The following is a 21,585-nucleotide window of genomic DNA, read 5'->3' on the forward strand; positions in this document are numbered from 1 at the left end:
AGCTGCGGTGCAAGATAGGTGAACGCCGGGGTGTCGCGAACGAGCAGGGCCGCCGACAAGCCTTGCCGGGCAGCGGGCTGGGGTGATCTTGTGCCGATTTTCGCCAGGCCTACGCAACAAAAAGGCCGGATGATTCCGGCCATTTTGTTGCGCTGCAGTATGGATGCGCGTGCCCAGCGGCGATCAGATGCTTCGGCTGGCCTTCTTCTTCGCCAGCCGCAACCAGGTGTCGACGACCGTATCCGGGTTCAACGATACCGACTCGATGCCCTGTTCCATCAGCCATTCGGCCAGGTCGGGATGGTCGCTGGGGCCCTGGCCGCAGATGCCGATGTATTTGCCCTTGGCGCGGGCGGTCTTGATCGCCATCGCCAGCAGCTTCTTCACCGCCGGGTCGCGTTCATCGAACAGGCTGGCGACGATGCTGGAGTCGCGGTCGAGGCCCAGGGTGAGCTGGGTGAGGTCGTTGGAGCCGATCGAGAAGCCGTCGAAGATGTCGAGGAATTCGTCCGCCATCAGGGCATTCGACGGCACCTCGCACATCATGATGACCTTGAGGTCGTGCTCGCCCTGCTTGAGGCCGTTCTTCGCCAGCACCTCGATCACCTTGCGGCCTTCGCCGAGCGTGCGCACGAACGGGATCATCACCCATACGTTGGAGAGGCCCATCACTTCGCGTACGCGCTTGACTGCCTTGCACTCCAGTCCGAACGCCTCGGCGAAGCTGGGATCGACGTAGCGGCTGGCGCCGCGGAAACCGATCATCGGGTTCTCTTCATGCGGCTCGTAGCGCGAGCCACCGAGCAGGCCGGCGTATTCGTTCGACTTGAAGTCGGACAGGCGCACGATCACCGGCTTCGGGTAGACCGAGGCGGCGATGGTGGCGATGCCTTCGGCCAGACGGTCGACGTAGAACTCGACCGGACCAGCGTAGCCGGCGATGCGCTCGTCGATCTTCGCCTTGGTTTCGGCGTCCTGCTTGGCGTATTCCAGCAGCGCCTTCGGATGCACGCCGATGTGGCTGGCGATGATCATCTCCAGTCGGGCCAGGCCGATGCCGGCGTTCGGCAGCATGCCGAAATCGAACGCGCGCTCGGGGTTGGCCACGTTCATCATGATCTTCAGCGGCGCTTCGGGCATGGCGCCCAAGTCGGCGGTGATGCGTTCGAACTTCAGGATGCCTTCGTAGATCGTGCCGGTGTCGCCTTCGGCGCAGGACACGGTGACGTCGGCGCCATCGGGGATCAGCTCCAGCGCGTTGCCGGTGCCGACCACCGCCGGCACGCCCAGTTCGCGTGCGATGATCGCCGCGTGGCAGGTGCGGCCGCCACGGTTGGTGACGATCGCCGAGGCGCGCTTCATCACCGGCTCCCAGTCGGGGTCGGTCATGTCCGCGATCAGCACGTCGCCGACCTGCACCTTGTTCATGTCGCTCAACGAGCGGATCACGCGCGCCTTGCCGGCGCCGATCTTCTGGCCGATCGAACGTCCTTCGGCCAGCACCTTGCCTTTCTCGCTGAGGTGGAAGCGCTCAAGCTGGGTCGCGTGCGAACGCGACTTCACGGTTTCCGGGCGCGCCTGCACGATGTACAGCTTGCCGGTGTGGCCGTCCTTCGCCCACTCGATGTCCATCGGGCGGCCGTAATGCTTTTCGATGATCAGCGACTGGCGGGCGAGCTCCTGCACGTCTTCGTCGCCGATGCAGAATTTGTTGCGCAGTTCGACCGGGGTGTCTTCGGTTCTGACCCGTTCGCCTGGCGCGCTGGAATACACCATGCGCAGCTGCTTGGCACCGAGATTGCGGCGCAGGACGGCCGGCTTGCCGTCGCGCAGGGTCGGCTTGAACACGTAGAACTCGTCCGGGTTGACCGCACCCTGCACGACCATCTCGCCGAGGCCGTACGAGCCGGTGACGAACACCACGTCGCGGAAGCCCGACTCGGTGTCCAGCGTGAACAGCACGCCGGCGGCGCCCACGTCCGAGCGCACCATCAGCTGCACGCCGGCGGAGAGGAACACGTCCTCGTGCTTGAAGCCCTGGTGCACTCGATAAGCAATGGCGCGGTCGTTGTACAGCGAGGCGAAGACTTCCTTCACCTTGTGCAGCACGTCGTCGATGCCGACCACGTTGAGGAAGGTTTCCTGCTGGCCGGCGAACGAAGCGTCGGGCAGATCCTCGGCAGTCGCCGAGGAACGCACGGCGACGGCGATGTCGTCGGCGCCAGCGTCCTTGCACAACTTGATGTACGCGGTGCGGATCGCCTGTTCGAGCTCGGCAGGCAGGGCGGTGTCGACGATCCAGCCGCGAATCTCTTTGCCGGCCGCCACCAGGGTGTCGACGTCGTCGACGTCGAGTGTGGCCAGCCGGTCCTGGATGCGCTTGGCCAGGCCGCTCTTTTCCAGGTACTGCTGGAACGCGCTGGCCGTGGTCGCGAAGCCGCCGGGCACGGAGACGCCGAGCTTGGCGAGGTTGCCGATCATCTCGCCGAGGGAGGCATTCTTGCCGCCGACCTTGCCCAGGTCGGTCATGCGCAGTTGGTCGAGCCAAAGCACCAGGTCGTTCAAGGGTGTCTCCTTAGGGAAGCTCTGCGGTAAGTGGAATGGGCGCGGCACGAAGGCCCGAAGCGGGTTGCAAAGAACTGGTATTGTCCGCTGCGGATGGTGCGCGGCACAAGAAGACCAATGCCGGAAGATGTCATTCCAACGGCATACCAGTCAGCTGGCGGTGGATTTCATGCTTGCGCTAAGGTGCCGACAAATGCTTCCCCGCGATCAGGACCCTGTATGCAGCGAACGGTTTTTTTCATCTCCGACTCCACTGGTATCACTGCGGAGACGATCGGCAACAGCATCCTGGCGCAGTTCGAAGGCGTGAAGTTCGACAAGCATCGGTTGCCGTTCACCGACAACGCGCACAAGGCGGAAACCGCCGCGCTGCGGATCAAGACCAAGTACGCGCAAAGCGGACAGCGGCCGATCGTGGTCAACACCATGGCCGACCGTGCACTGTGCGACATCGTGGCCGCCAGCGGCGCATTGATGCTGGATGTATTCGCGCCGTTCATCGGTCCGCTGGAGGACGAACTGAGGACCAAGCGTTCCGGTGCGGTCAACCGTTCGCATGGTCTGGTCGATTTCGACAAGTACGAGGCGCGCATTAATGCGACCAACTACGCGCTCTCGCATGACGACGGCATCGACGTGGACTATGCCGAGGCCGACCTGATCCTGGTCGGCGTGTCGCGCTCCGGCAAGACGCCGACCTGTCTTTACATGGCCTTGCATTACGGCGTCAGCGCCGCCAACTATCCGCTGACCGACGAAGACCTCGAGAAACTCGAACTGCCCGCACGCCTGCGGCCGTACCGGGATCGGTTGTACGGACTGACCATCGACCCGCTGCGGCTGGCGCAGATCCGCGAACAACGTCGCGCCGGCAGCCGCTATGCCACGTTGAAGCAATGCCGCTGGGAACTGGAACAGGCCGACCGGTTGATGCGCCAGGCCAGCATTCCCAGTCTCAACACCACGCACGTGTCGATCGAGGAAATCGCCAGCAAGATCTTCGACCGCTTCGGTATCGAGCGGACCATGTTCTGATTGCCACCTGGAGTTTGCGCGCCCGCCATGAGCGTCGTACTGGACAACCGCAACAGCCTGCTGCCCGGACGCTTCGAGTTCCTGATGGGGTTGTATGCGGAAAACTACCACCGGCTGACGCGGCTGTTCGCGCCGCAGCAGCTGGCGCCGGGCCGGTATGTTTCCGACGCGGGCGACGGGCTCGACGTGCATCTGCACGTGCAGGAGTGCCACCCGTACACGCTGGAACTGGAACTCACCTACGATTTCGTCGACGCGCACACCGGCCAGCGCGCGCCGTCGGCGCAGTTGCGCATGTATACCGACGCGCATGTGGCCGAGGCCCTGCACTGCCATCCCGGCCGGCACCTGTGGCAGGTGCTGGGACCGTTCTCGCCGGCACACACCGTGTTCCAGCACCGCTTGCGCATGAACGGATTCCTGTCACGCTGGCTGGAGTACCTGGCGGAGCAGGGGCATTCCATCGGCACGCTGGAGCCGCAAACGGGACAATCAGAAAGCGGCGGCCTCGTTTGAAAGTGCGGCCAGGGACGGCCGCCTTTTGACTTTTTCGCGCTCAGGGATGAGCGCACAAGTACAGCAAGTGCAGCCATGGATGGCTGCTTCTTGATCTTTGCGCACATGGATGAGCGCACAAATACATCACAGCAAAAAGCCCGCGCAAGGCGGGCTTTTTGTTTGAATAGTGGCGGAGTGGACGGGACTCGAACCCGCGACCTCCGGCGTGACAGGCCAGCATTCTAACCAACTGAACTACCACTCCGCATTTGCAACAGTTTCCAGCTTGTGCGAGCCAACTTGGCGTCCCCACGGGGATTCGAACCCCGGTCGCCACCGTGAAAGGGTGATGTCCTAGGCCTCTAGACGATGGGGACGGATTAAGTTGGTGGAGCCAGGCGGGATCGAACCGCCGACCTCCTGCATGCCATGCAGGCGCTCTCCCAGCTGAGCTATGGCCCCGCCGCTGGAAGCCGAGAAGAATAGGTGCGGGCCACATATCCGTCAAGCTTTTTTTCAGCATCCCGGCGAAGGAATCGTCCGCCGTCGATCGCCTTGTTCGACGGCCGGCCGAGTACCGCCGTGCTTCGTTTAAGCTGCAGCGACTCGCGTCGTTTTGAAGAATTGACGAATGCACGAAATCGGCTTCATTCGCGACCTTGCCGTGGTGATGATCGTGGCGGGCGCCACCACGATCCTGTTCCAGCGGATGCGGCAGCCGGTGCTGCTGGGCTACATCCTGGCCGGCGTGCTGATCGGGCCGCACACGCCGGGTGTGCTGGTCGGCGATCCGCGCACGATCGACGACATCTCCAATCTCGGCGTGGTGCTGCTGATGTTCACGCTGGGCCTCGAATTCAGCGTGCGCAAGCTGCGCGAGGTCGGCATCGGTGTGCTGGCTGTGGCCGTGGCCGAAGTCGGGCTGATGCTGTGGATCGGCTACGGCATCGGCGGTTTGTTCGGCTGGACCGGCATGGACGCGCTCTTCCTTGGCGCGATCATCTCGCTCTCGTCCACAATGGTGGCCACCCGCACGCTGGCGGAGGGCGGGCAGCGGCATCAACGGTTTGCCCAACTGGTAGTAGGGCTGCTGGTGGCCGAGGACATGCTGGCCATCGTCATGCTGACCTTGCTCACGGCGGTGGCGATCGGCGGCTCGGTACAGGCGGAGACCGCGTTCGCGCTGGTCGGCCACCTGGGCCTGTTCGTGATCGTCGGGATGATCCTGGGCCTGCTGTTGCTGCCGCGGCTGGTGGATTACGTGGCGGGTTTCGACCGCGACGAAACGCTGCTGGTCAGCGTGCTCGGCATCTGTTTCGGCGCCAGCCTGTTCGCGGCCTGGATGGGTTTCAGCGTGGCGCTGGGCGCCTTCCTGGCGGGCGCGGTGGTGGCCGAGTCGCGCAGCGTGGGGCGCGTGCTGCACCTGGTGGAACCGCTGCGCGACATGTTCGCGGCGCTGTTCTTCGTGGCGATCGGTCTGAAGATCGATCCGGCGATGTTGCCGCAGTACGCACTGCCGGCGCTGCTTATCGCGGCGGTCGTCATCGTCGGCAAGACGCTGGCGTGCAGCCTGGGTATCTTCGTGGTCGGGCACGACGCGCGTACGGCGCTGCGTTCGGGGCTGGGCATGGCGCAGATCGGCGAGTTCTCCTTCGTCATCGCCACGCTCGGACTTTCGCTTGGGGTGATCAGCGATTTCATCTATCCGATTGCGGTGGCGGTCTCGGTACTGTGCATGGCCGCCTCGCCATACATGAATCGTTCGGCCGACGGGTTGGCGAACGGCCTGCGCCGGGTGACGCCGCGTTCATTGAGATTGCTGGCGACCAGCTACAGCGGGTGGCTGGAAAATCTCAAGCCGGTCAACGAAAACGCGGCGATAGCCGCCATGTTCCGGCGCCTGCTGTGGCATATCGGCATCAACGTCCTGCTGGTGGTGGCGCTGTTCGTCATCGGTGCCTATATCAATGCGCACAACTGGAGCTGGTTCTCGATGCTCGGCATCGATCGGGACCTGCGCCATACGCTGATCTGGGCCGGCGCGTTGTTCCTGTCCCTGCCGATGCTGATCGCGGTTTACCGCAAGGCCGAGGCGCTGGGCATGTTGCTGGCGGAGATCGGCATACGCGAGCGGTTTGCCGGTTCATATACCCAGGCTATCCGCAACGTGCTGGCCAGGGTCATCCCGCTGGCGACGCTGCTTGCGCTGGCGTTGCTGGTGAGCGCGCTCAGTTCGGCGATCCTGCCGCCGCGCGGCATCGCGCTGTCCCTGGTCGTGCTGGGCGTGGTGCTGGCGGTGGTGTTGTGGCGTGGCCTGGTCAAGATGCATGCGCGCCTGCAGGCGGCGCTGAAGGAGACCCTGGAGAAGCCGGGCCCTTCCGGGGGTGGCGCGGGCTGATCGGCGAGTCCGGCCGGCAGTGGCGTGAACCTTTATCCCGACTGACGGTCTGAACCCCGAATCGTTGCCAAGACCGGACAAGCACCGCACAATGCGAGGCCTGCCTCCATCGGGGGGGCCCGGCCGGCAACGCCGGCATATCCATACATGAGGGAGTTACGAATGAAGCACTTTCTGCGTCCCACGCTGACGGCGGTCGCGATGGCCGTTGCGCTGGGCATGACGGCCGGCGTCGCCGCTCAGACCGCCGGCGCTGCCGGTACCGTCGACAAGGCGAAGGCCAGCTATGTTGTGGGTTGGGAGATTGCTTCCCAGGTCCCGCCGATCATGCGCGATGAGCTGGATCCGAATGCCGTGGCGAATGCGGTGAAGGCGGCGTTGTCCGGCCAGAAGCCGACCATGAGCGAAGCCGAAGCCAAGCAGGTGCACGAGGCCTTCATGGCCAAAATCCAGGCCAAGTACCAGGCCGAGATGACCAAGCTGGCGGCCAAGAACAAGGCTGAAGGCGACGCCTTCCTGGCCAAGAACAAGACCGCGCCGGGCGTGAAGACGACCGCGTCGGGCCTGCAGTACCAGGTGGTCAGCCAGGGTACGGGTGCCCGTCCGGGTCCGAACGATACCGTCGAGATCAACTACACCGGTACCTTTGTCGATGGCCAGGTGTTCGATGCCTCCGCCAAGCACAATCCGCCGGGCGCGGCCAAGATTCCGCTGGCCGGCGTGATCCCGGGCTTCCGCGAAGGCCTGCAGCTGATGCAGGTGGGCGGTCATTACAAGCTGTTCATCCCGGCGGCGCTGGCCTACGGTGCCGAGCCGCAGCCGCCGATGCCGCCGAATGCCACGCTGCTTTTCGACGTGACCCTGGTCAAGACCGGCCCGACGCCGGCTGGCGCCGCTGCTCCTGGCGGCAAGTAATCAGGATCGACACGGTTTAACGACCGTGGCAAGCCGGAGGGGCGCGAAGCGATTCGCGCCCTTCTGCTTTTGAGCGGGGCAGATGCCATGCTGCGCGTGGTGCGCGGTTAGAATGGACGGCTCACGCTTTCAAGGAATGTCGCGACGATGATGAAGGTCACAATTTTCGGTACTGGCTACGTCGGCCTGGTCACCGGTGCCTGCTTGGCCGAGATGGGCAACCACGTGCTCTGCGTCGACATCGACGCGGCCAAGGTCGAGCGGCTGAAGCGCGGCGAGATTCCGATCTACGAGCCGGGGCTGGAGTCGATCGTGCAGCGCAATCACGCCGGCGGCCGGCTCGACTTCACCACCGAGGCGGCACCGGCGATCGCGCATGGCGAGCTGATCTTCATCGCTGTCGGCACGCCGCCGGACGAGGACGGCAGTGCCGACCTGCAGTACGTGCAGAAGGTGGCCAGGACGATCGGCCGGCACCTGGACCGCTACGCCGTGGTGGTGAACAAGTCGACCGTGCCGGTGGGTACCGCCGATCGCGTGCGCGAGGCCGTCGCGGCCGAGCTGGCAGCGCGCCAGGTCACGGTGGAGTTCGACGTGGTGTCGAACCCGGAGTTCCTGAAGGAAGGCGCGGCGGTGGAAGACTGCCTGCGCCCCGATCGCATCATCGTGGGTGCTTCCAGCGAGCGCGCGGTGACGTTGCTGCGCAAGCTGTATGCGCCGTTCAACCGCAATCACGACCGCATGGTGGTGATGGACGAACGCTCGGCCGAGCTGACCAAGTACGCCGCCAACGCGATGCTGGCGACCAAGATCAGTTTCATGAACGAGATCGCGAACATCGCCGAGCGGGTGGGCGCCGACGTGGAGCTGGTACGCCAGGGCATCGGCTCGGACCCGCGCATCGGTTACAGCTTCATCTATCCGGGTGCCGGTTACGGAGGCTCGTGCTTCCCCAAGGACGTGCAGGCGCTGGAGCGCATTGCGCACGCCCAAGGCTACGAGGCGCGCCTGCTCGGTGCGGTCGAGGCGGTCAACCGGCAGCAGAAGAGCAAGCTGTTCGAACTGATTTCGCGCCATCTCGACGGCAAGCTGGCCGGCAGGACGGTGGCGTTGTGGGGGCTGGCGTTCAAGCCGAATACCGACGACATGCGTGAGGCTTCCAGCCGGCGCCTGATGGAGTTGCTGTGGGATGCCGGTGCGAAGGTGCGCGCGTTCGATCCGGAAGCGCGCGAAGAAGCGCAGCGGCTGTATGGCGATCGTGACGACCTGGTGCTGTGCGAGCACGCCATGGATGCCCTGCAAGGCGCCGACGTGCTGGCGGTGGTCACCGAATGGAAGGCGTTCCGCAGCCCGGATTTCCGGGCCATTCACGCCGCGCTGGCCGTGCCGGCGATCTTCGACGGGCGCAACCTGTACGACCCGGCCGTGGTGGAGGAAGCGGGCCTGGCCTATTACGGCATCGGCCGCGGCCGCAGCCTGCAGGCGTCGCGATGAACAACTCAAACGACGCGCTTGCCCGGCGGCTCGACGAGATGGAGGTCAAGCTGACCTTCATCGACGAGGCCGTGCAGGCGCTGACCACGGCGGATGCCGACCAGTCGCAGCGGATTGCCGCGCTGGAGCGCGCGCTGCGCGACCTGCGCGGCGAGATGGCGTCGATGCGCATCGCGCAAGGCGACGATCCGCACAACGAACCGCCGCCGCCGCATTATTGATCCGAACCCACCCAGCCCACCGATCACGGAATACCCGCATGGCCGATTCCCTGCGCGATCAGCTGCTCAAGAGCGGCATCGTCAAACAGGTTCAACAGGACCGGGCGCGCGAGCCGAAGCGCCCGATCCCGCCGCCGTCCGGCAAGCCCGCGCGCAAGGGCGGCAAGCCACACGCCGCGTCACACGCCGCACGACCATCAGGGCAGAGCCAGCAGGACATCGACCTGGCCAAGGCGTATGCGTTGCGCGCGCAAACCGAAGCCCGCGAACGCCAGCGGGTCGAGCGGGAGGCCGCCGAACAGGCCAGGTTGCGGCGCGAGCGCAAGCAGAAGATCCAGCAGTTGCTCGACGGCAAGGCGTTGAACAAGGCCGACGCCGACCAGCCGCGCAATTTCGAATACGGCGGCAAGATCCGCCGCGTGCACGTGGATGCCGCACAGCTGTCGGCACTCAACGCCGGCGAACTGGGCGTGGTGCAGCAGGGCGGTCGCTATCTCCTGGTCAGCCGCGAGATCGCCGAGCAGGTGCGTGACATCGACCCGCATCAGCTGGCGCTGCTGGTCGATCCGGCTGCCACTGGCGTGGGCGATGACGGCGTGCCCGACGACTTGATGTGGTGATGCCGATCTGCGTCAACGAAAACGCCCGGCCATGCCGGGCGTTTTCATGTTGGTAATCGCGAAACCGATCAGTTGACGGATGCGGCCGGCAACTCGAAACCACTTTGCGCCAGCGCCGGATGATCCCAGCCGTTCTTCGGCTTGAACCGGTCGCCGTAGCGTTGCGCCAATTGTTCGAGTCTGGCCTTGAGCTTGTCGGCGCCTTCGCTGCGCGCGTACTGAATCGGGCCGCCGCGGAACGGCGCGAAGCCGGTGCCGAAGATCACGCCGGCGTCGAGCAGGTCGGCGTCGTCGACCACGCCGTCGGCGAGGCAGGCAATCGCCTCGTTGACCATCGGCAGGATCATGCGTTCCTGCAGGTCCGGTGGCGTCACGTAGTCCTTGTCGACTTCGGGTTTCTGCGGCTTGCCGTCCTGCCACACGTACAGGCCCTGGCCGTCTTTCTTGCCGCGCTTGCCGGCTTCGAGTTTGGCGTCGAGCCCCGGCGGCACTTCCAGTCCCAGGAACGGCGCCAGCTCCTTGCCGACCGAGGCGCAGACGTCCAGGCCCACGGTGTCGGCCAGTTCGATCGGGCCCATCGGCATGCCGAATTTCTTCGCCTCGCGATCCAGCACCGGGCCGGGCACGCCTTCGCTGTACAGGCGCATCGCTTCGAGCAAGTACGGCATCAGGATGCGGTTGACCAGGAAGCCCGGGGTGCCCTTGACCGCCACCGGCAGCTTGCCGATCGCCTTGCAGAACGCCAGCGCGCGCTTCTCGATTGCCGGGTCGAGCCGGTCGTGGCGCACTACCTCGACCAGCGGCATCTGCGCCACCGGGTTGAAGAAATGCAGGCCGAGGAAACGCTGCGGCGCGGCAAGATTCTTGCGCAACTCGTCCAGCGGGATGCTGGAGGTATTGCTGGCGAGGATCCCGCCGGCCTGGAATCGTGGTTCGATGCCGGCGTACAGCGCTTCCTTCGCGCGGGCGTTCTCATAGATCGCCTCGATCGCTAGGTCGGCCGTGGCCACGCCGTTGCCCTCGACGTCCGCGCGCAGGCGCCGCATGGCGGCTTCGACTTTTTCCGGCGCCTTCAGCTTCTTCTCGTACAGCGCTCGGGCGCGGTCCAGCGCGGGCTGGATGAATTTCATCTCGCGGTCCTGCAAGGTCACCTCAAAACCCTTGAACGCGGCCCACGCGGCGATGTCGCCACCCATCACGCCGGCGCCGACCACGTGGACGTGCTTGATCGCCGGGTCAGTGCCGCCGCCTTGGCCCTTCAGCCGTTCCTGCAGGAAGAAGATGCGGATCAGGTTCTGTGCGGTCGGCGTCTTCGCCAGCTTCGCCACCGAGCGTGCCTCGATCTTCAGCCGCTGCTGGATGCCGGAGCCGCCGCGCTTCCATACGTCGATCATCGCGAACGGGGCCGGATAATGCTCCTTGCGTACCTTCGCGGCGGTCTGCTTGAACACCATCGGCGCCAGGATCTGCCGCGCCAGCCAGGTATTGCTGGCCCAGGCCTTGGCGCGCCGCGCGAACGGGCGTGGCGCAGCGTGGCGCAGCAGCAGCCGCGCCTCGACCAGCAGTTCGTCGGGGCGGGCCAGCCGATCGACCACGCCCAGGCCCAGCGCGCGTTTCGCCGACAGCGACTTGCCGGTCAGCATCAGCGGCAGCGCCTCGGTGGCGCCGATCAGGCGCGGCAGGCGCGCGGTGCCGCCCCAGCCGGGGTGGATGCCCAGCATCACTTCGGGCAGCGCGATCCGGGTCTTGTCATCGTCGGCGGCGATGCGCTGGCGGCAGGCCAGGATCAGCTCGGTACCGCCGCCCATGCAGGCGCCGTGCACGGCGGCCACGGTGGGGCAAGGCAGCCGCGCCAGCGCCTCGTAGACACGCTGGCCATGCTCGATGTTCTCCAGCACGGTATCGTGCTTCGCGTACTCGATGAATTCCTTGACGTCGGCACCCACGGCGAACCCCGAGGACTTGGCCGAGTGGAGAATGACGCCGGCCGGCTTCTCGATCGCCAGCCGCTCGACGATCTGCTCGAGTTCGTCCAGCACCGCACGGGAGATCGCATTGACGCTGCTGCCGGCGCGGTCGAGGGTCAGCGTGACAACGCCATCGTCGCCTTCGCTGGTCTTCCAGTGGTTGAAACGCAATCCTTCGAACATGGGAGTACAGACGTGGTGGCGGAGGCCTGAACCATACCGTTCCGTCGCCTTGATTGCGAGATGTGACGCAACTGCTTGACCGTGCGGCGGTGCCGGTGTGAAATCGGGCCTTCGTCGGGATACCGCCGGCCGAGGCTGGTTGGCGGGGCAACAAGTGCACGGCCAGCTTTACGGCACGGGCTGCTTGTACGGGACAATGGAACGATCCACCGCGGTTCGATGGCCTGGCAACGGCCGGATATCGTCCGGTCACTCCCCGGTCAGTCGCGGGCGGGCCGACTTCACACAGTGCACCACCGCCGACGCAGCAGGACGGGGACGCAATGACTTCAGCAATGGCCTCCGTTCCACCGCAAGCCGGCACCGAGATTTTCGAGCGGATCCTGGCGGCCCCGAGCGGCCTCGTGGTGCTGGACAGCAAGGACGTCCACGCCCTGATCGACCAGTTCCGCGCGATTGCCCGGCATACCGGGCAGGCGGTGTATCTGTGGCAACCCGATACCGGCTTGGGCAGCCTGCGCGACGCGCATGTGCGCGTGCCGGACTGCCAGCGCCTGGGCAACGCGCTGCGCTACATGCAGCAAAGCATGCATTTCGGCGTGTATTTCCTGCTCGGGCTGGAGCTGCCGTTGTCGGCGATGGACGCCACCTTGCTGCGCCAGCTTGCCCGCGCGCCCAAGGGGCATCTGCGCCGGGTGGTGCTGATCGACGCACCGGTGGCGCTGGCCGAACACCTGGGCGAGCTGGCGGTGCACCTGGGCAGCGAGGACAGCCAGCCGCGGCGCCTGCGCCTGCGCGATGGCCGGTGGCTGGTTTGAGGCGGGCACGCAGATGAATTCCGGCATCCTGGTGATCGCAGCCCAGCGCGAATTGCGCCGCAGCCTGTTCGATGCGCTCGACCAGGCGGGCTACCCGCAGATCCACAGCGCACGCGACGTATCGCACGCGGCGATCCTGCTGGAAGGGCGCGCATCGCTGCCTCCGCTGCAGCTGATCGTGGTGGTGCTGGCCGGCGATGAGCAGCAGGCGCGCGCCAGTTGCGAGCAGGTGCGCCGCTTGCCCGGCGGCGCCGACACGCCGCTGATCGTGGTACTGGCCGAGGAGGCCACGCTCGGCCCCGCCGACCTGCCGGCCGGAATCGCCGACTGGCTTTCCGCCGCCCAGATCGGCAGCGAACTGGTGCCGCGCTGGCGGCGCTCGCAAGCCGGCAGCGGCCAACGCCCGCGCAAGGTGGTTGCCGCACCGGACAGCGGCGCGCATGAGGATTACCGCTACGTATTCGAGGAAGGCGACAGCGAGTGGCTGATCGCCGACGCACAGAGCGGCCGCCTGCTCGAAGTCAGCCCCACGGTGGCCAGGCACAGCCGCATGCATGCCAGTCAATGGGAAGGGTTGCCGCTGGCCGACGTGCTGCGTTTCGAGGGCATCGCGATCAGCCAGGTGCTGGCCGAGGCCAATCGCAACTGGTATCCCTGCCAGCGCAAGTCGGTGCAGGGCGCCGACACCGGACAGGCCAGCGTGCGGCGCATCCGGCATGGCGGGCACGAGGCACTGGCGCTGATGTTCCGCAGCGATCGCGCCGACCTGCGGGCCGAGGCCGCGTTGTCGCTGCTGTCGCGCATCTTCGCCTCGACCAGCGGGGTCGACGCGCAGACCGCATCCGGCCGCCTGCTGTTCGACGAACTGGGCCTGGATTATCTCGCCGTCTGGTCGGCGCGCCAGGACGGCGCCGACGCGCCGACCCAGATGCTGCAGTTGTGGAGTGGCGAAGACCCGCAATGGCCGCCGGCGCAACTGCAGAGCTCGCTGCAGCTGGTACTGGGCGGCAAGCCGATCCTGTACCGCACCGACGCGAAGCGGCTGGCGTCGATCGACCCGTTGCTGCAGCAGCTCGACCTGGCCGGTTTTGCCGGCCTGCCGCTGTACGACGAACGCCACACCGTGCTTGGCGCGATGCTGGCCGGCAGCCGCCGCGGCTTCGGCGAGATGGGCATCATCGAACCGGTGCTGCGCTGCGCCGCGGCCCGTTTCGCGCAGATGCTGGAACTGGGCCGCACCCGTGAGCAGGGCCGCGCCGAGGGTCTGGTCGACGCATTGACCGGCCTGCCGAACCGGCTGCTGTTCAACGACCGGCTGGACACGATCATTCGCGAGGCGACCCGCAACGGCGAGTGCTTCGCCGTGCTGTTCGTCGACCTGGACCGCTTCAAGGCGATCAACGACACCTACGGCCATGCCGCCGGCGACCAGGTGCTGCGCACGGTCACCCAGCGCCTGTGCGGCAGCATTCGCGCCTCCGATACGGTGGCGCGCTACGCCGGCGACGAGTTCACCATCGTGCTGCGCCACATCGTGAAGAACGACGACGTGCTGCGCGTGGCCGAGAAGATCGTGCAGGTGATGGAAACGCCGCTGTACCTCGAGGACGGCACCGAGCTGCAGGTGACCGCGTCGATGGGCCTGAGCTTCTTCCCCGACGACGCCGGCGACGCGCAGACCCTGCTCAAGCATGCCGACGAGGCGATGTACGCGGCCAAACACCAAGGCCGCAATACCTTCCAGATCTACGAGGTGAGCCCGGAGTACGCCCAGCAGCACGGCATGGCGCTGAAGACGCGCCTGCGCCATGCCGAGGGCAATGGCGAACTGCGCGTGGTCTACCAGCCGCAGGTCAACACCGAGACCGAGGACATCGTGGGCATGGAGGCGCTGGTGCGCTGGGAGCACCCCGAGCTGGGCATGATCAGCCCGGCGGTGTTCATCCCGTTGGCCGAGGAGACCGGCCTGATCGTCTCGATCGGCGAATGGGTGATGCGCACCGCGTGCCGCCAGGCGAAGGAATGGGAGCAGCGCTACGGCCTGCGTCTGCGTCTGGGCGTGAACCTGTCCGCGGTGCAGCTGATGGAGCCGCAGTTGCTGGACACCGTGGCGACGGTGCTGCGCGAAACCGGGCTGGATCCCACCTTGCTGGAGATGGAGATCACCGAGAGCATCAGCATCAAGGAAGCGCCGAACCTGGTCGAGAACCTGCACGCGCTGCACAGGCTGGGCTGCCACATCGCGATCGACGATTTCGGCACCGGTGCGGCTTCGCTGGACTACCTGCGCCGGCTGCCGGCCGACCGCATCAAGATCGACCAGAGCTTCGTGCGCAACATCGGGGTGGACCCCGACGACGAGGCGATCGTGCGCGCCACCATCGAGATGGCGCACCGGCTGAAACGGGCCGTGGTGGCGGAGGGCGTGGAGATCGAGCAACACCTGCAGTTCCTGCGCCAGCACGACTGCGACGAATTGCAGGGCTACCTGTTCTGTCGTCCACTGCAGCCGGTCAGCTTCGACAAGCTGCTGTCCGAACGGCAGCGTCTGCTGGAGGGGCGGGTAGCCGAGCCGGCTTGAGCCGGTGGCGGGCGTCCCCATAACTGATCCCGACCCGTCACGGGTTCAGGGGCGCCTGGCCCGACATGACAACCAGCCAACAGGCCGTGCGTTATGGTGGAGGCGATACCTAAGTGCATGCTGAACTCAGGCGCCGGACTGTGGTCTGAGCGCCGCGTTCAGTTCAAAACAAGCTCCCGCAGCGGAAGACGGCATTGACGACGGATACGGCCCGGATGGGCGAAAATGAACTGGATCGCGCGCTGGTCGAGCGGGTCCAGCAGGGGGACAAGCGGGCCTTCGACCTGCTGGTGCGCAAGTACCAGCACAAGGTGATCGGGCTGGTCTCGCGTTATGTGAGGAGCCACGCCGAGTGCGAGGACATCGCGCAGGAATCGTTCATCCGCGCGTGGCGGGCGATCGGCTCGTTCCGCGGCGACAGCGCGTTCTACACTTGGCTGTACAAGATCGCGGTGAACACCGCCAAGAACCACCTGGTGGCGATGGGTCGGCGCCCGCCTTCCGGCGACATCGACGCCGATGACGCCGAGTTCATGGCCGGCGCCGAGCGCATGCACGACAGCGCCACGCCCGAGCGCGAGCTGATGCGCCAGGAAATTGAACAATCCGTGTTTTCCACTGTCCAATCGTTGCCCGAAGAGCTGCGGACAGCCATCACGCTGCGCGAGGTGGATGGCCTCAGCTACGATGAAATCGCCGAAGCGATGGGCTGCCCGATCGGTACGGTGCGTTCGCGCATCTTCCGGGCACGCGAAGCGATTGACGAGAAACTGCGGCCCCTGTTGTCGGACCGCTGAGGATCAGACATGAATCAGGCAGGCATGAATCAGGACATCCGGGAAAATCTTTCCGCCGGCATCGATGGCGAATTGTCGAAGGAGCAGCTGCGTTTCCTGCTGCGCCGGCTCGATCACGACGCCTCGCTGCAGCAGGCCTGGACCGGTTACCACATCGCCCGCGACAGCCTGCGTCGAGAGCTGTCGCCGATGGCGGAACCCGGTTTCGCCGCGCGGGTGATGCTGGCGATCGAGCAGGAGTCGAAGCCGGCCGCTGCAGCTTCCCGACGCAACCACTGGCTGCGCTGGTCCACCGGCGGTGCGATCGCCGCCAGCGTGGCCGCCGCTGCCCTGATGATCGGTCAGCCGACCGGCGATGCCGAGCGCCTGACCGCCTCGACCACCCAGCAGGCCAATGCGGTCGCCACCGCTGCGCCGGCGAATAAGCCGGCCGCTCCGGCCGCCGTGCCGCCATGGCTGAGCGGCAATTCCGCCGGACTGCTCAGCCAGCAGGCCTCGGCTACTTTCGGCGCGTCGTTTGGGCAGAGCCAGCCGGCGTATGCGCGGCGTCTGTCGGGCTATCCGTCGATGCCGCGTTACCGGACGCTCGACAACAACGACGGCAGCTACCTGCTGCTGCTCGAGCCGGAGCAGCAGACTGCGCCGGATATCTCGCGCCGGGCTTCCGCCGTCGCGCAATAAGACGAACCGCGTGTGATTGTCCGCGGCTCGTCCTCGCTGTTTTGCCCTCTGTCGGTCCGTCGCACGGGCCGGCGGGCGGCGCATGTGCGGACCCGCCCACGCAGCGACCCGAGTCGACAATCCGCCCGAAGCCTACCGGCCGAAATCAACCAAGGAGGAGTCATGAGTCATTCCATCTTGCGCAGTCTGGCGTGCTGTGCGCTGCTGGGCATCGCCGGCACCGGTGCGCTGCAGGCGCAGACGCCGACCGTGGCGGCGCTGCCGGATTTCACCGGGATCGTGCAGAAGAACGCGCCGGCCGTGGTGCATGTCGAAGCTCGCTACAACGGCGAGCGGCAGGACGACAGCCGCAGCATGCGCGGGCAGATGACGCCCGGCCAGGGCATGCCGGACGACCCGCAGACGGAGATCCTGCGGCGCTTCTTCGGCATGCCGATGATGCCGTCGCCGCAGGAGCAGAAGCGGACCTCGCTGGGCTCGGGCTTCATCATTTCCAATGATGGCTACATTCTCACCAACAACCACGTGGTCGATCACGCCGACAAGGTGACCGTGCGCCTGCAGGACCGGCGCACGCTGACTGCCAAGGTGATCGGCACCGATCCGACCTACGACATCGCCCTGCTCAAGGTCGACGCCGGCGGCAACCTGCCGGCGGTGAGCATCGGCGATTCGCGCAGCCTGAAGCCGGGCCAGTGGGTGCTGGCGATCGGTTCGCCGTTCGGTTTCGACTACACCGTGACCCAGGGCATCGTCAGCGCGGTGGGCCGCAACCTGGGCCAGCGCGACCAGCCGTATACCTCGTTCATCCAGACCGACGTGCCGATCAATCGCGGCAATTCCGGCGGTCCGTTGTTCGACTTGCAGGGCCGCGTGGTCGGCATCAATTCGCAGATCTATTCCAACACCGGCGACTACCTCGGTGTGTCGTTCTCGATCCCGATCGACGTGGCGATGAACGCCGTGCAGCAGCTCAAGAGCAAGGGCTACGTCTCGCGCGGCATGCTTGGCGTGACCATGCAGCCGGTCGACGACGACATCGTCAAAGCCTTCCATCTGGAGAATGGCGCGGGTGCCGCCGTGGTCGACGTCAGTCCCGACAGCGGTGCGGCGAAGGCCGGCATCCAGCCCGGCGACATCATCCTGGCTTACAACGGGCAGCCCCTGCAGCAGGCGGCGGACCTGCCGCCGCTGGTGGGCATGACCAAGCCGGGCAGCAAGGTGCCGGTGGAGATCCTGCGCAACGGCAAGAAGCAGACGCTGGATGTCACCATCAGCGAAGCCTCGCGCGACAAGAGTGCGGTGAACAACCAGGGTGCCATGCCCCCGTCGAGCCGCAGCGGTTCGGCCGCGCTGGGCCTGACCGTGCAGTCGATCGACAGCGACACCCGTAAGCAACTGGGGCTGAAGCCGGGGCAGGGCGTGGTGATCGGCGACATCACCGGCCCGGTGGCGGCGCAGGCCGGCTTGCGCGCCGGCGACGTGATCACCATGGTCAACCAGCAGAAGATCGGCAGCGTGGCCGAGTTCGAGGCGGCGACGAAGGGCGTGAAGGCCGGCAGCACGGTGCTGTTGCTGGTGCGCCGTGGCGATCAGAGCAACTTCGTCGGTCTGACGGTTCCGGATGACAAGTAAGCCGGTCGTGGCGCACGGTTGGCGGGAAAACGGCGCAGGCGTTCACCCTTGCCGGGTGGCGCCTGCGTCGCGCGAGTTCGTGCATGGCGGCGGCGGGTTCCATGCGATAATGCCGGGTTAGCGTCGCTCACGGCGACGCGCTGTCACGCATGGTGTGTGGCGGCAAGACTCAAGCCCGACAGGCCGCCTGCGCTCCATGGAATTGATCCGCAACTTCTCCATCATTGCCCATATCGATCACGGCAAGTCGACCTTGGCCGACCGCATCATCCAGATCTGCGGCGGCCTGGCCGACCGCGAGATGGAGGCGCAGGTGCTGGACAACAATCCGATCGAGCGCGAGCGCGGCATCACCATCAAGGCGCAGTCGGTGTCGCTGCCGTACACCGCGCGCGACGGCAAGACCTACCAGCTCAACTTTATCGACACGCCCGGCCATGTCGACTTCTCCTACGAAGTCAGCCGCTCGCTGGCCGCCTGCGAAGGCGCGCTGCTGGTGGTGGATGCCGCCCAGGGCGTCGAGGCGCAGTCCGTCGCCAACTGCTACACCGCCGTGGAGATGGGCCTGGAAGTGGTGCCGGTGCTGAACAAGATCGACCTGCCCACCGCCGACATCGAGAAGGTGAAGGGCGAGATCGAGGCGGTGATCGGCATCGACGCCACCGACGCGGTGGCGATCAGCGCCAAGACCGGCCTCAACGTGGTCGAGGTGCTGGAGGCGATCGTCGCGCGCATCCCGCCGCCGAAGCCGCGTGACACCGATCGGCTGCAGGCGCTGATCATCGATTCCTGGTTCGACAATTACCTGGGCGTGGTGTCGCTGGTGCGCGTGATGCAGGGCGAGATCAAGCCCGGCGACAAGCTGCTGGTGATGTCCACCGGGCGCACCCACGAGGTGGACGACGTCGGCGTGTTCACGCCCAAGCGCAAGAAGACGGCCAAGCTGGGCGCCGGCGAAGTGGGCTGGATCAACGCCTCGATCAAGGACGTCCACGGCGCGCCGGTCGGCGACACGCTGACCCACGCCGGCAAGCCCGCCGACAAGGCGCTGCCCGGTTTCCAGACCATGCAGCCGCGTGTGTTCGCCGGCCTGTTCCCGGTGTCGTCCGACGACTTCCCGGCGATGCGCGAGGCGCTGGACAAGCTGCGCCTCAACGATGCCGCGCTGTTCTTCGAGCCGGAGTCGTCCGAAGCGATGGGTTTCGGCTTCCGTTGCGGCTTCCTCGGCATGCTGCACATGGAAATCGTGCAGGAACGGCTGGAGCGCGAATACGACCTGAACCTGATCACCACCGCGCCCACCGTGGTGTACGAGGTGCTCAAGACCGACGGCTCGATCCTGATGCTGGACAACCCGGCCAAGCTGCCGACGAACTCCAGCCTGGTGCAGGAAATCCGTGAGCCGATCATCATCGCCAACATCCTCACGCCGCCGGATTACATCGGCAACGTGATCACCCTGTGCGAGGAAAAGCGCGGCGTGCAGCGCTCGATCCAATACCTGGCGACCCAGGTGCAGATCAGTTATGAAATGCCGCTGGCCGAAGTGGTGATGGACTTCTTCGACCGGCTGAAATCGGTCTCGCGTGGCTACGCCTCGATGGACTATCACTTCGACCGCTTCGAGGCCGGCCCGTTCGTGCGTACCGACGTGCTGATCAATGGCGAGCGGGTCGATGCGCTGAGCCTGATCGTGCACCGCAGCCACGCCGACCGCCGCGGCCGCGACCTGGTCGAGCGCATGAAGGACCTGATTCCGCGCCAGCAGTTCGACGTGGCGATCCAGGCTGCGATCGGCGCGCAGGTCATCGCGCGCTCCACCGTGAAGGCGCTGCGCAAGAACGTGCTGGCCAAATGCTACGGCGGCGACGTCAGCCGCAAGAAGAAGTTGCTGGAGAAGCAGAAGGAAGGCAAGAAGCGCATGAAGCAAGTCGGTCGTGTGGAGATCCCCCAGGAAGCCTTCCTGGCCGTGCTGAAAGTAGATAAATAGTCAGGCCGGGATTCGGGATTGGGGATTTGGGATTCGGAGCGCAAAGCCGCCCTTTCGAATCCCAAATCCCCAATCCCGAATCCCGGCTCCATCAGGAGCCCCACATGGAATTTGATTTCTCGGCGATTTTGCTAAGCCTCACCGTGCTGTTCGGCGTGGTGTGGGGCCTGGATCGGCTGTTCCTGTACAAGAAGCGCAAGGTGCGCCTGGATGCCGCTGGCGAGGAATACCGCGACCCGATGCCGGTGGACTGGGCCCGCTCGCTGTTCCCGGTGGTGCTGGTGGTGCTGCTGCTGCGCTCGTTCGTGGCCGAGCCTTTTCGCATCCCGTCCGGCTCGATGATGCCGACCCTGGACGTGGGCGATTTCATCCTGGTCAACAAGTTCGCCTACGGCCTGCGCATGCCGGCGTTCAACAACAAGCTGGTCGACCTCGGCGAGCCGCAGCGCGGCGACGTGGTGGTGTTCCGCTTCCCCGGCTACCTGTGCCAGGACGGCGGCAAGCTGGTGCGCAGCGGCGACATGAGCTGCAACGATCCGCAGGCGCCGGTGCCGTCGCAGAACTGGATCAAGCGGGTGATCGGCCTGCCCGGCGACAGCATCGAGGTGCACGGCGCCGAGCTGTGGGTTAACGGCCAGCGCGTGGCGGCCGACGAGATCGGCCCGTACGTGGGCAATCCGCAGCGCAGCGTGGACCAGGTCATGCTGAACATGGGCGCCACGGTCTGGACCGAGCACCTGGGCAAGGTCAGCCACATGATCGCGCGGATGCCGGCCTACACCACGCCGAATTCGATTCCGAACGATCGGGTGCCTTCGAAGGTACCGCCGGGCTGCTACCTGGTGATGGGCGACAACCGCTACGACAGCCTGGACAGCCGCTGGTGGGGCTGCATGCCGGAACAGAACCTGGCCGGCAAGGCCTTCCTGATCTGGATGAGCTGGAAGGGTTGGGGCACCGGCGGGGTGGACTTCTCGCGGATCGGCACGGTGATCCATTGAGATCGCCGGCACGGCAGGTCCGGTTGGCGAAAGCGTGACGGGATCGAACCGTCGCGCACGCCCGGCCGCCAACAGTGCGAGAATCCGCAGGCATAATCGGCACGCCGGCGCGGGGCGGCGAGACCGCCAGACCCGGATCACCATCCACAGAAAGGCACGCCAGACAGGCGGCATAGCGAGGGGACT

Annotated in this window: 16 protein-coding genes and 3 tRNA genes; 14 read left to right on the forward strand and 5 right to left on the reverse strand. The window is 65.9% G+C overall.

Going from position 1 to position 21,585, the window contains the following annotated elements:
- Window positions 1-183: 183 nt before the first annotated feature.
- Window positions 184-2,565, reverse strand: a complete 2,382-nt coding sequence (gene ppsA, locus ASG75_RS02545; protein ID WP_056385412.1) for a phosphoenolpyruvate synthase — start codon at window positions 2,563-2,565, stop codon at window positions 184-186.
- Window positions 2,566-2,784: 219 nt separating this feature from the next.
- Here ppsA and ASG75_RS02550 point away from each other — a divergent pair, with 219 nt between their 5' ends.
- Both ASG75_RS02550 and ASG75_RS02555 read left to right on the forward strand, forming a co-directional pair.
- Window positions 2,785-3,600 carry a pyruvate, water dikinase regulatory protein gene (locus ASG75_RS02550; RefSeq protein ID WP_056385414.1) on the forward strand — a complete coding sequence of 272 codons (816 nt, stop codon included), beginning with the start codon at window positions 2,785-2,787 and terminating at the stop codon, window positions 3,598-3,600.
- A gap of 27 nt (window positions 3,601-3,627) precedes the next feature.
- Complete coding sequence (locus tag ASG75_RS02555; protein WP_056385417.1) at window positions 3,628-4,116, forward strand: DUF1249 domain-containing protein; 489 nt, start codon at window positions 3,628-3,630, stop codon at window positions 4,114-4,116.
- Window positions 4,117-4,286: 170 nt separating this feature from the next.
- Here ASG75_RS02555 and ASG75_RS02560 read toward each other — a convergent pair.
- The 3 genes from ASG75_RS02560 to ASG75_RS02570 all read right to left on the reverse strand — a co-directional run bounded on the left by ASG75_RS02560 (window position 4,287) and on the right by ASG75_RS02570 (window position 4,560).
- Window positions 4,287-4,363, reverse strand: a tRNA-Asp gene (locus ASG75_RS02560).
- 36 nt (window positions 4,364-4,399) lie between these two features.
- A tRNA-Glu gene (locus ASG75_RS02565) sits at window positions 4,400-4,475 on the reverse strand.
- Between the two features lie 9 nt (window positions 4,476-4,484).
- Window positions 4,485-4,560: transfer RNA gene (locus ASG75_RS02570), tRNA-Ala, on the reverse strand.
- A gap of 169 nt (window positions 4,561-4,729) precedes the next feature.
- On the opposite strand from ASG75_RS02570, the gene ASG75_RS02575 reads away from it, so the two are divergent.
- The 5 genes from ASG75_RS02575 (at window position 4,730) to ASG75_RS02595 (ending at window position 9,746) form a co-directional block, all read left to right on the forward strand.
- Window positions 4,730-6,496 carry a cation:proton antiporter gene (locus ASG75_RS02575; protein WP_056385419.1) on the forward strand — a complete coding sequence of 589 codons (1,767 nt, stop codon included), beginning with the start codon at window positions 4,730-4,732 and terminating at the stop codon, window positions 6,494-6,496.
- A 162-nt stretch (window positions 6,497-6,658) separates the two neighbouring features.
- The gene (locus ASG75_RS02580) at window positions 6,659-7,411 is read left to right on the forward strand and encodes an FKBP-type peptidyl-prolyl cis-trans isomerase (protein WP_056385421.1); all 753 of its coding nucleotides are present in this window, start codon (window positions 6,659-6,661) and stop codon (window positions 7,409-7,411) included.
- Between the two features lie 150 nt (window positions 7,412-7,561).
- Window positions 7,562-8,905, forward strand: a complete 1,344-nt coding sequence (locus tag ASG75_RS02585) for a UDP-glucose/GDP-mannose dehydrogenase family protein (RefSeq protein ID WP_056386963.1) — start codon at window positions 7,562-7,564, stop codon at window positions 8,903-8,905.
- Entirely contained in the window at window positions 8,902-9,126 is a 225-nt protein-coding gene (locus ASG75_RS02590; RefSeq protein WP_056385423.1) for a SlyX family protein, read from the forward strand. Before ASG75_RS02585 ends, ASG75_RS02590 begins: the two co-directional genes overlap by 4 nt.
- Window positions 9,127-9,164: 38 nt before the next feature.
- The gene (locus tag ASG75_RS02595) at window positions 9,165-9,746 is read left to right on the forward strand and encodes a DUF2058 family protein (RefSeq protein WP_056385426.1); all 582 of its coding nucleotides are present in this window, start codon (window positions 9,165-9,167) and stop codon (window positions 9,744-9,746) included.
- 68 nt (window positions 9,747-9,814) lie between these two features.
- On the opposite strand, the gene ASG75_RS02600 is transcribed toward ASG75_RS02595, so the two are convergent.
- A complete protein-coding gene (locus ASG75_RS02600; protein WP_056385428.1) occupies window positions 9,815-11,896 on the reverse strand; it encodes a 3-hydroxyacyl-CoA dehydrogenase NAD-binding domain-containing protein in 2,082 nt (693 codons plus the stop codon).
- Window positions 11,897-12,219: 323 nt separating this feature from the next.
- Here ASG75_RS02600 and ASG75_RS02605 point away from each other — a divergent pair, with 323 nt between their 5' ends.
- From ASG75_RS02605 to lepB, 7 genes are all read left to right on the forward strand, one after another.
- Window positions 12,220-12,714, forward strand: coding sequence for a hypothetical protein (locus tag ASG75_RS02605; protein ID WP_056385430.1), 495 nt, complete (start codon window positions 12,220-12,222; stop codon window positions 12,712-12,714).
- Between the two features lie 13 nt (window positions 12,715-12,727).
- Window positions 12,728-15,295, forward strand: a complete 2,568-nt coding sequence (locus tag ASG75_RS02610; RefSeq protein WP_056385432.1) for a bifunctional diguanylate cyclase/phosphodiesterase — start codon at window positions 12,728-12,730, stop codon at window positions 15,293-15,295.
- Between the two features lie 215 nt (window positions 15,296-15,510).
- A complete protein-coding gene (gene rpoE, locus ASG75_RS02615; RefSeq protein ID WP_200935579.1) occupies window positions 15,511-16,092 on the forward strand; it encodes an RNA polymerase sigma factor RpoE in 582 nt (193 codons plus the stop codon).
- A gap of 9 nt (window positions 16,093-16,101) precedes the next feature.
- Complete coding sequence (locus ASG75_RS02620) at window positions 16,102-16,773, forward strand: sigma-E factor negative regulatory protein (RefSeq protein ID WP_056385435.1); 672 nt, start codon at window positions 16,102-16,104, stop codon at window positions 16,771-16,773.
- A 162-nt stretch (window positions 16,774-16,935) separates the two neighbouring features.
- Window positions 16,936-18,408, forward strand: a complete 1,473-nt coding sequence (locus tag ASG75_RS02625; RefSeq protein ID WP_056385437.1) for a DegQ family serine endoprotease — start codon at window positions 16,936-16,938, stop codon at window positions 18,406-18,408.
- Window positions 18,409-18,604: 196 nt separating this feature from the next.
- Entirely contained in the window at window positions 18,605-20,398 is a 1,794-nt protein-coding gene (lepA, locus tag ASG75_RS02630; RefSeq protein WP_056385439.1) for a translation elongation factor 4, read from the forward strand.
- Window positions 20,399-20,502: 104 nt separating this feature from the next.
- Entirely contained in the window at window positions 20,503-21,399 is an 897-nt protein-coding gene (gene lepB, locus ASG75_RS02635; protein WP_056385441.1) for a signal peptidase I, read from the forward strand.
- Window positions 21,400-21,585 lie beyond the last annotated feature (186 nt).

This window comes from Rhodanobacter sp. Soil772, from assembly GCF_001428385.1.
Classification (GTDB): Bacteria; Pseudomonadota; Gammaproteobacteria; order Xanthomonadales; family Rhodanobacteraceae; genus Rhodanobacter.

What these genes read in the sequence shown, in the direction of transcription:
- ASG75_RS02585 (WP_056386963.1), top strand. Translation starts at nt 7,562, where the DNA reads ATGAAGGTCACAATTTTCGGTACTGGCTACGTCGGCCTGGTCACCGGT.
- ASG75_RS02610 (WP_056385432.1), top strand. Translation starts at nt 12,728, where the DNA reads ATGAATTCCGGCATCCTGGTGATCGCAGCCCAGCGCGAATTGCGCCGC.
- lepA (WP_056385439.1), top strand. Translation starts at nt 18,605, where the DNA reads ATGGAATTGATCCGCAACTTCTCCATCATTGCCCATATCGATCACGGC.
- ASG75_RS02600 (WP_056385428.1), bottom strand. Translation starts at nt 11,896, where the DNA reads ATGTTCGAAGGATTGCGTTTCAACCACTGGAAGACCAGCGAAGGCGAC.
- ASG75_RS02625 (WP_056385437.1), top strand. Translation starts at nt 16,936, where the DNA reads ATGAGTCATTCCATCTTGCGCAGTCTGGCGTGCTGTGCGCTGCTGGGC.
- ASG75_RS02605 (WP_056385430.1), top strand. Translation starts at nt 12,220, where the DNA reads ATGACTTCAGCAATGGCCTCCGTTCCACCGCAAGCCGGCACCGAGATT.
- ASG75_RS02580 (WP_056385421.1), top strand. Translation starts at nt 6,659, where the DNA reads ATGAAGCACTTTCTGCGTCCCACGCTGACGGCGGTCGCGATGGCCGTT.
- ASG75_RS02575 (WP_056385419.1), top strand. Translation starts at nt 4,730, where the DNA reads ATGCACGAAATCGGCTTCATTCGCGACCTTGCCGTGGTGATGATCGTG.
- ASG75_RS02620 (WP_056385435.1), top strand. Translation starts at nt 16,102, where the DNA reads ATGAATCAGGCAGGCATGAATCAGGACATCCGGGAAAATCTTTCCGCC.
- ASG75_RS02590 (WP_056385423.1), top strand. Translation starts at nt 8,902, where the DNA reads ATGAACAACTCAAACGACGCGCTTGCCCGGCGGCTCGACGAGATGGAG.
- lepB (WP_056385441.1), top strand. Translation starts at nt 20,503, where the DNA reads ATGGAATTTGATTTCTCGGCGATTTTGCTAAGCCTCACCGTGCTGTTC.
- ASG75_RS02555 (WP_056385417.1), top strand. Translation starts at nt 3,628, where the DNA reads ATGAGCGTCGTACTGGACAACCGCAACAGCCTGCTGCCCGGACGCTTC.
- rpoE (WP_200935579.1), top strand. Translation starts at nt 15,511, where the DNA reads ATGGGCGAAAATGAACTGGATCGCGCGCTGGTCGAGCGGGTCCAGCAG.
- ASG75_RS02550 (WP_056385414.1), top strand. Translation starts at nt 2,785, where the DNA reads ATGCAGCGAACGGTTTTTTTCATCTCCGACTCCACTGGTATCACTGCG.
- ASG75_RS02595 (WP_056385426.1), top strand. Translation starts at nt 9,165, where the DNA reads ATGGCCGATTCCCTGCGCGATCAGCTGCTCAAGAGCGGCATCGTCAAA.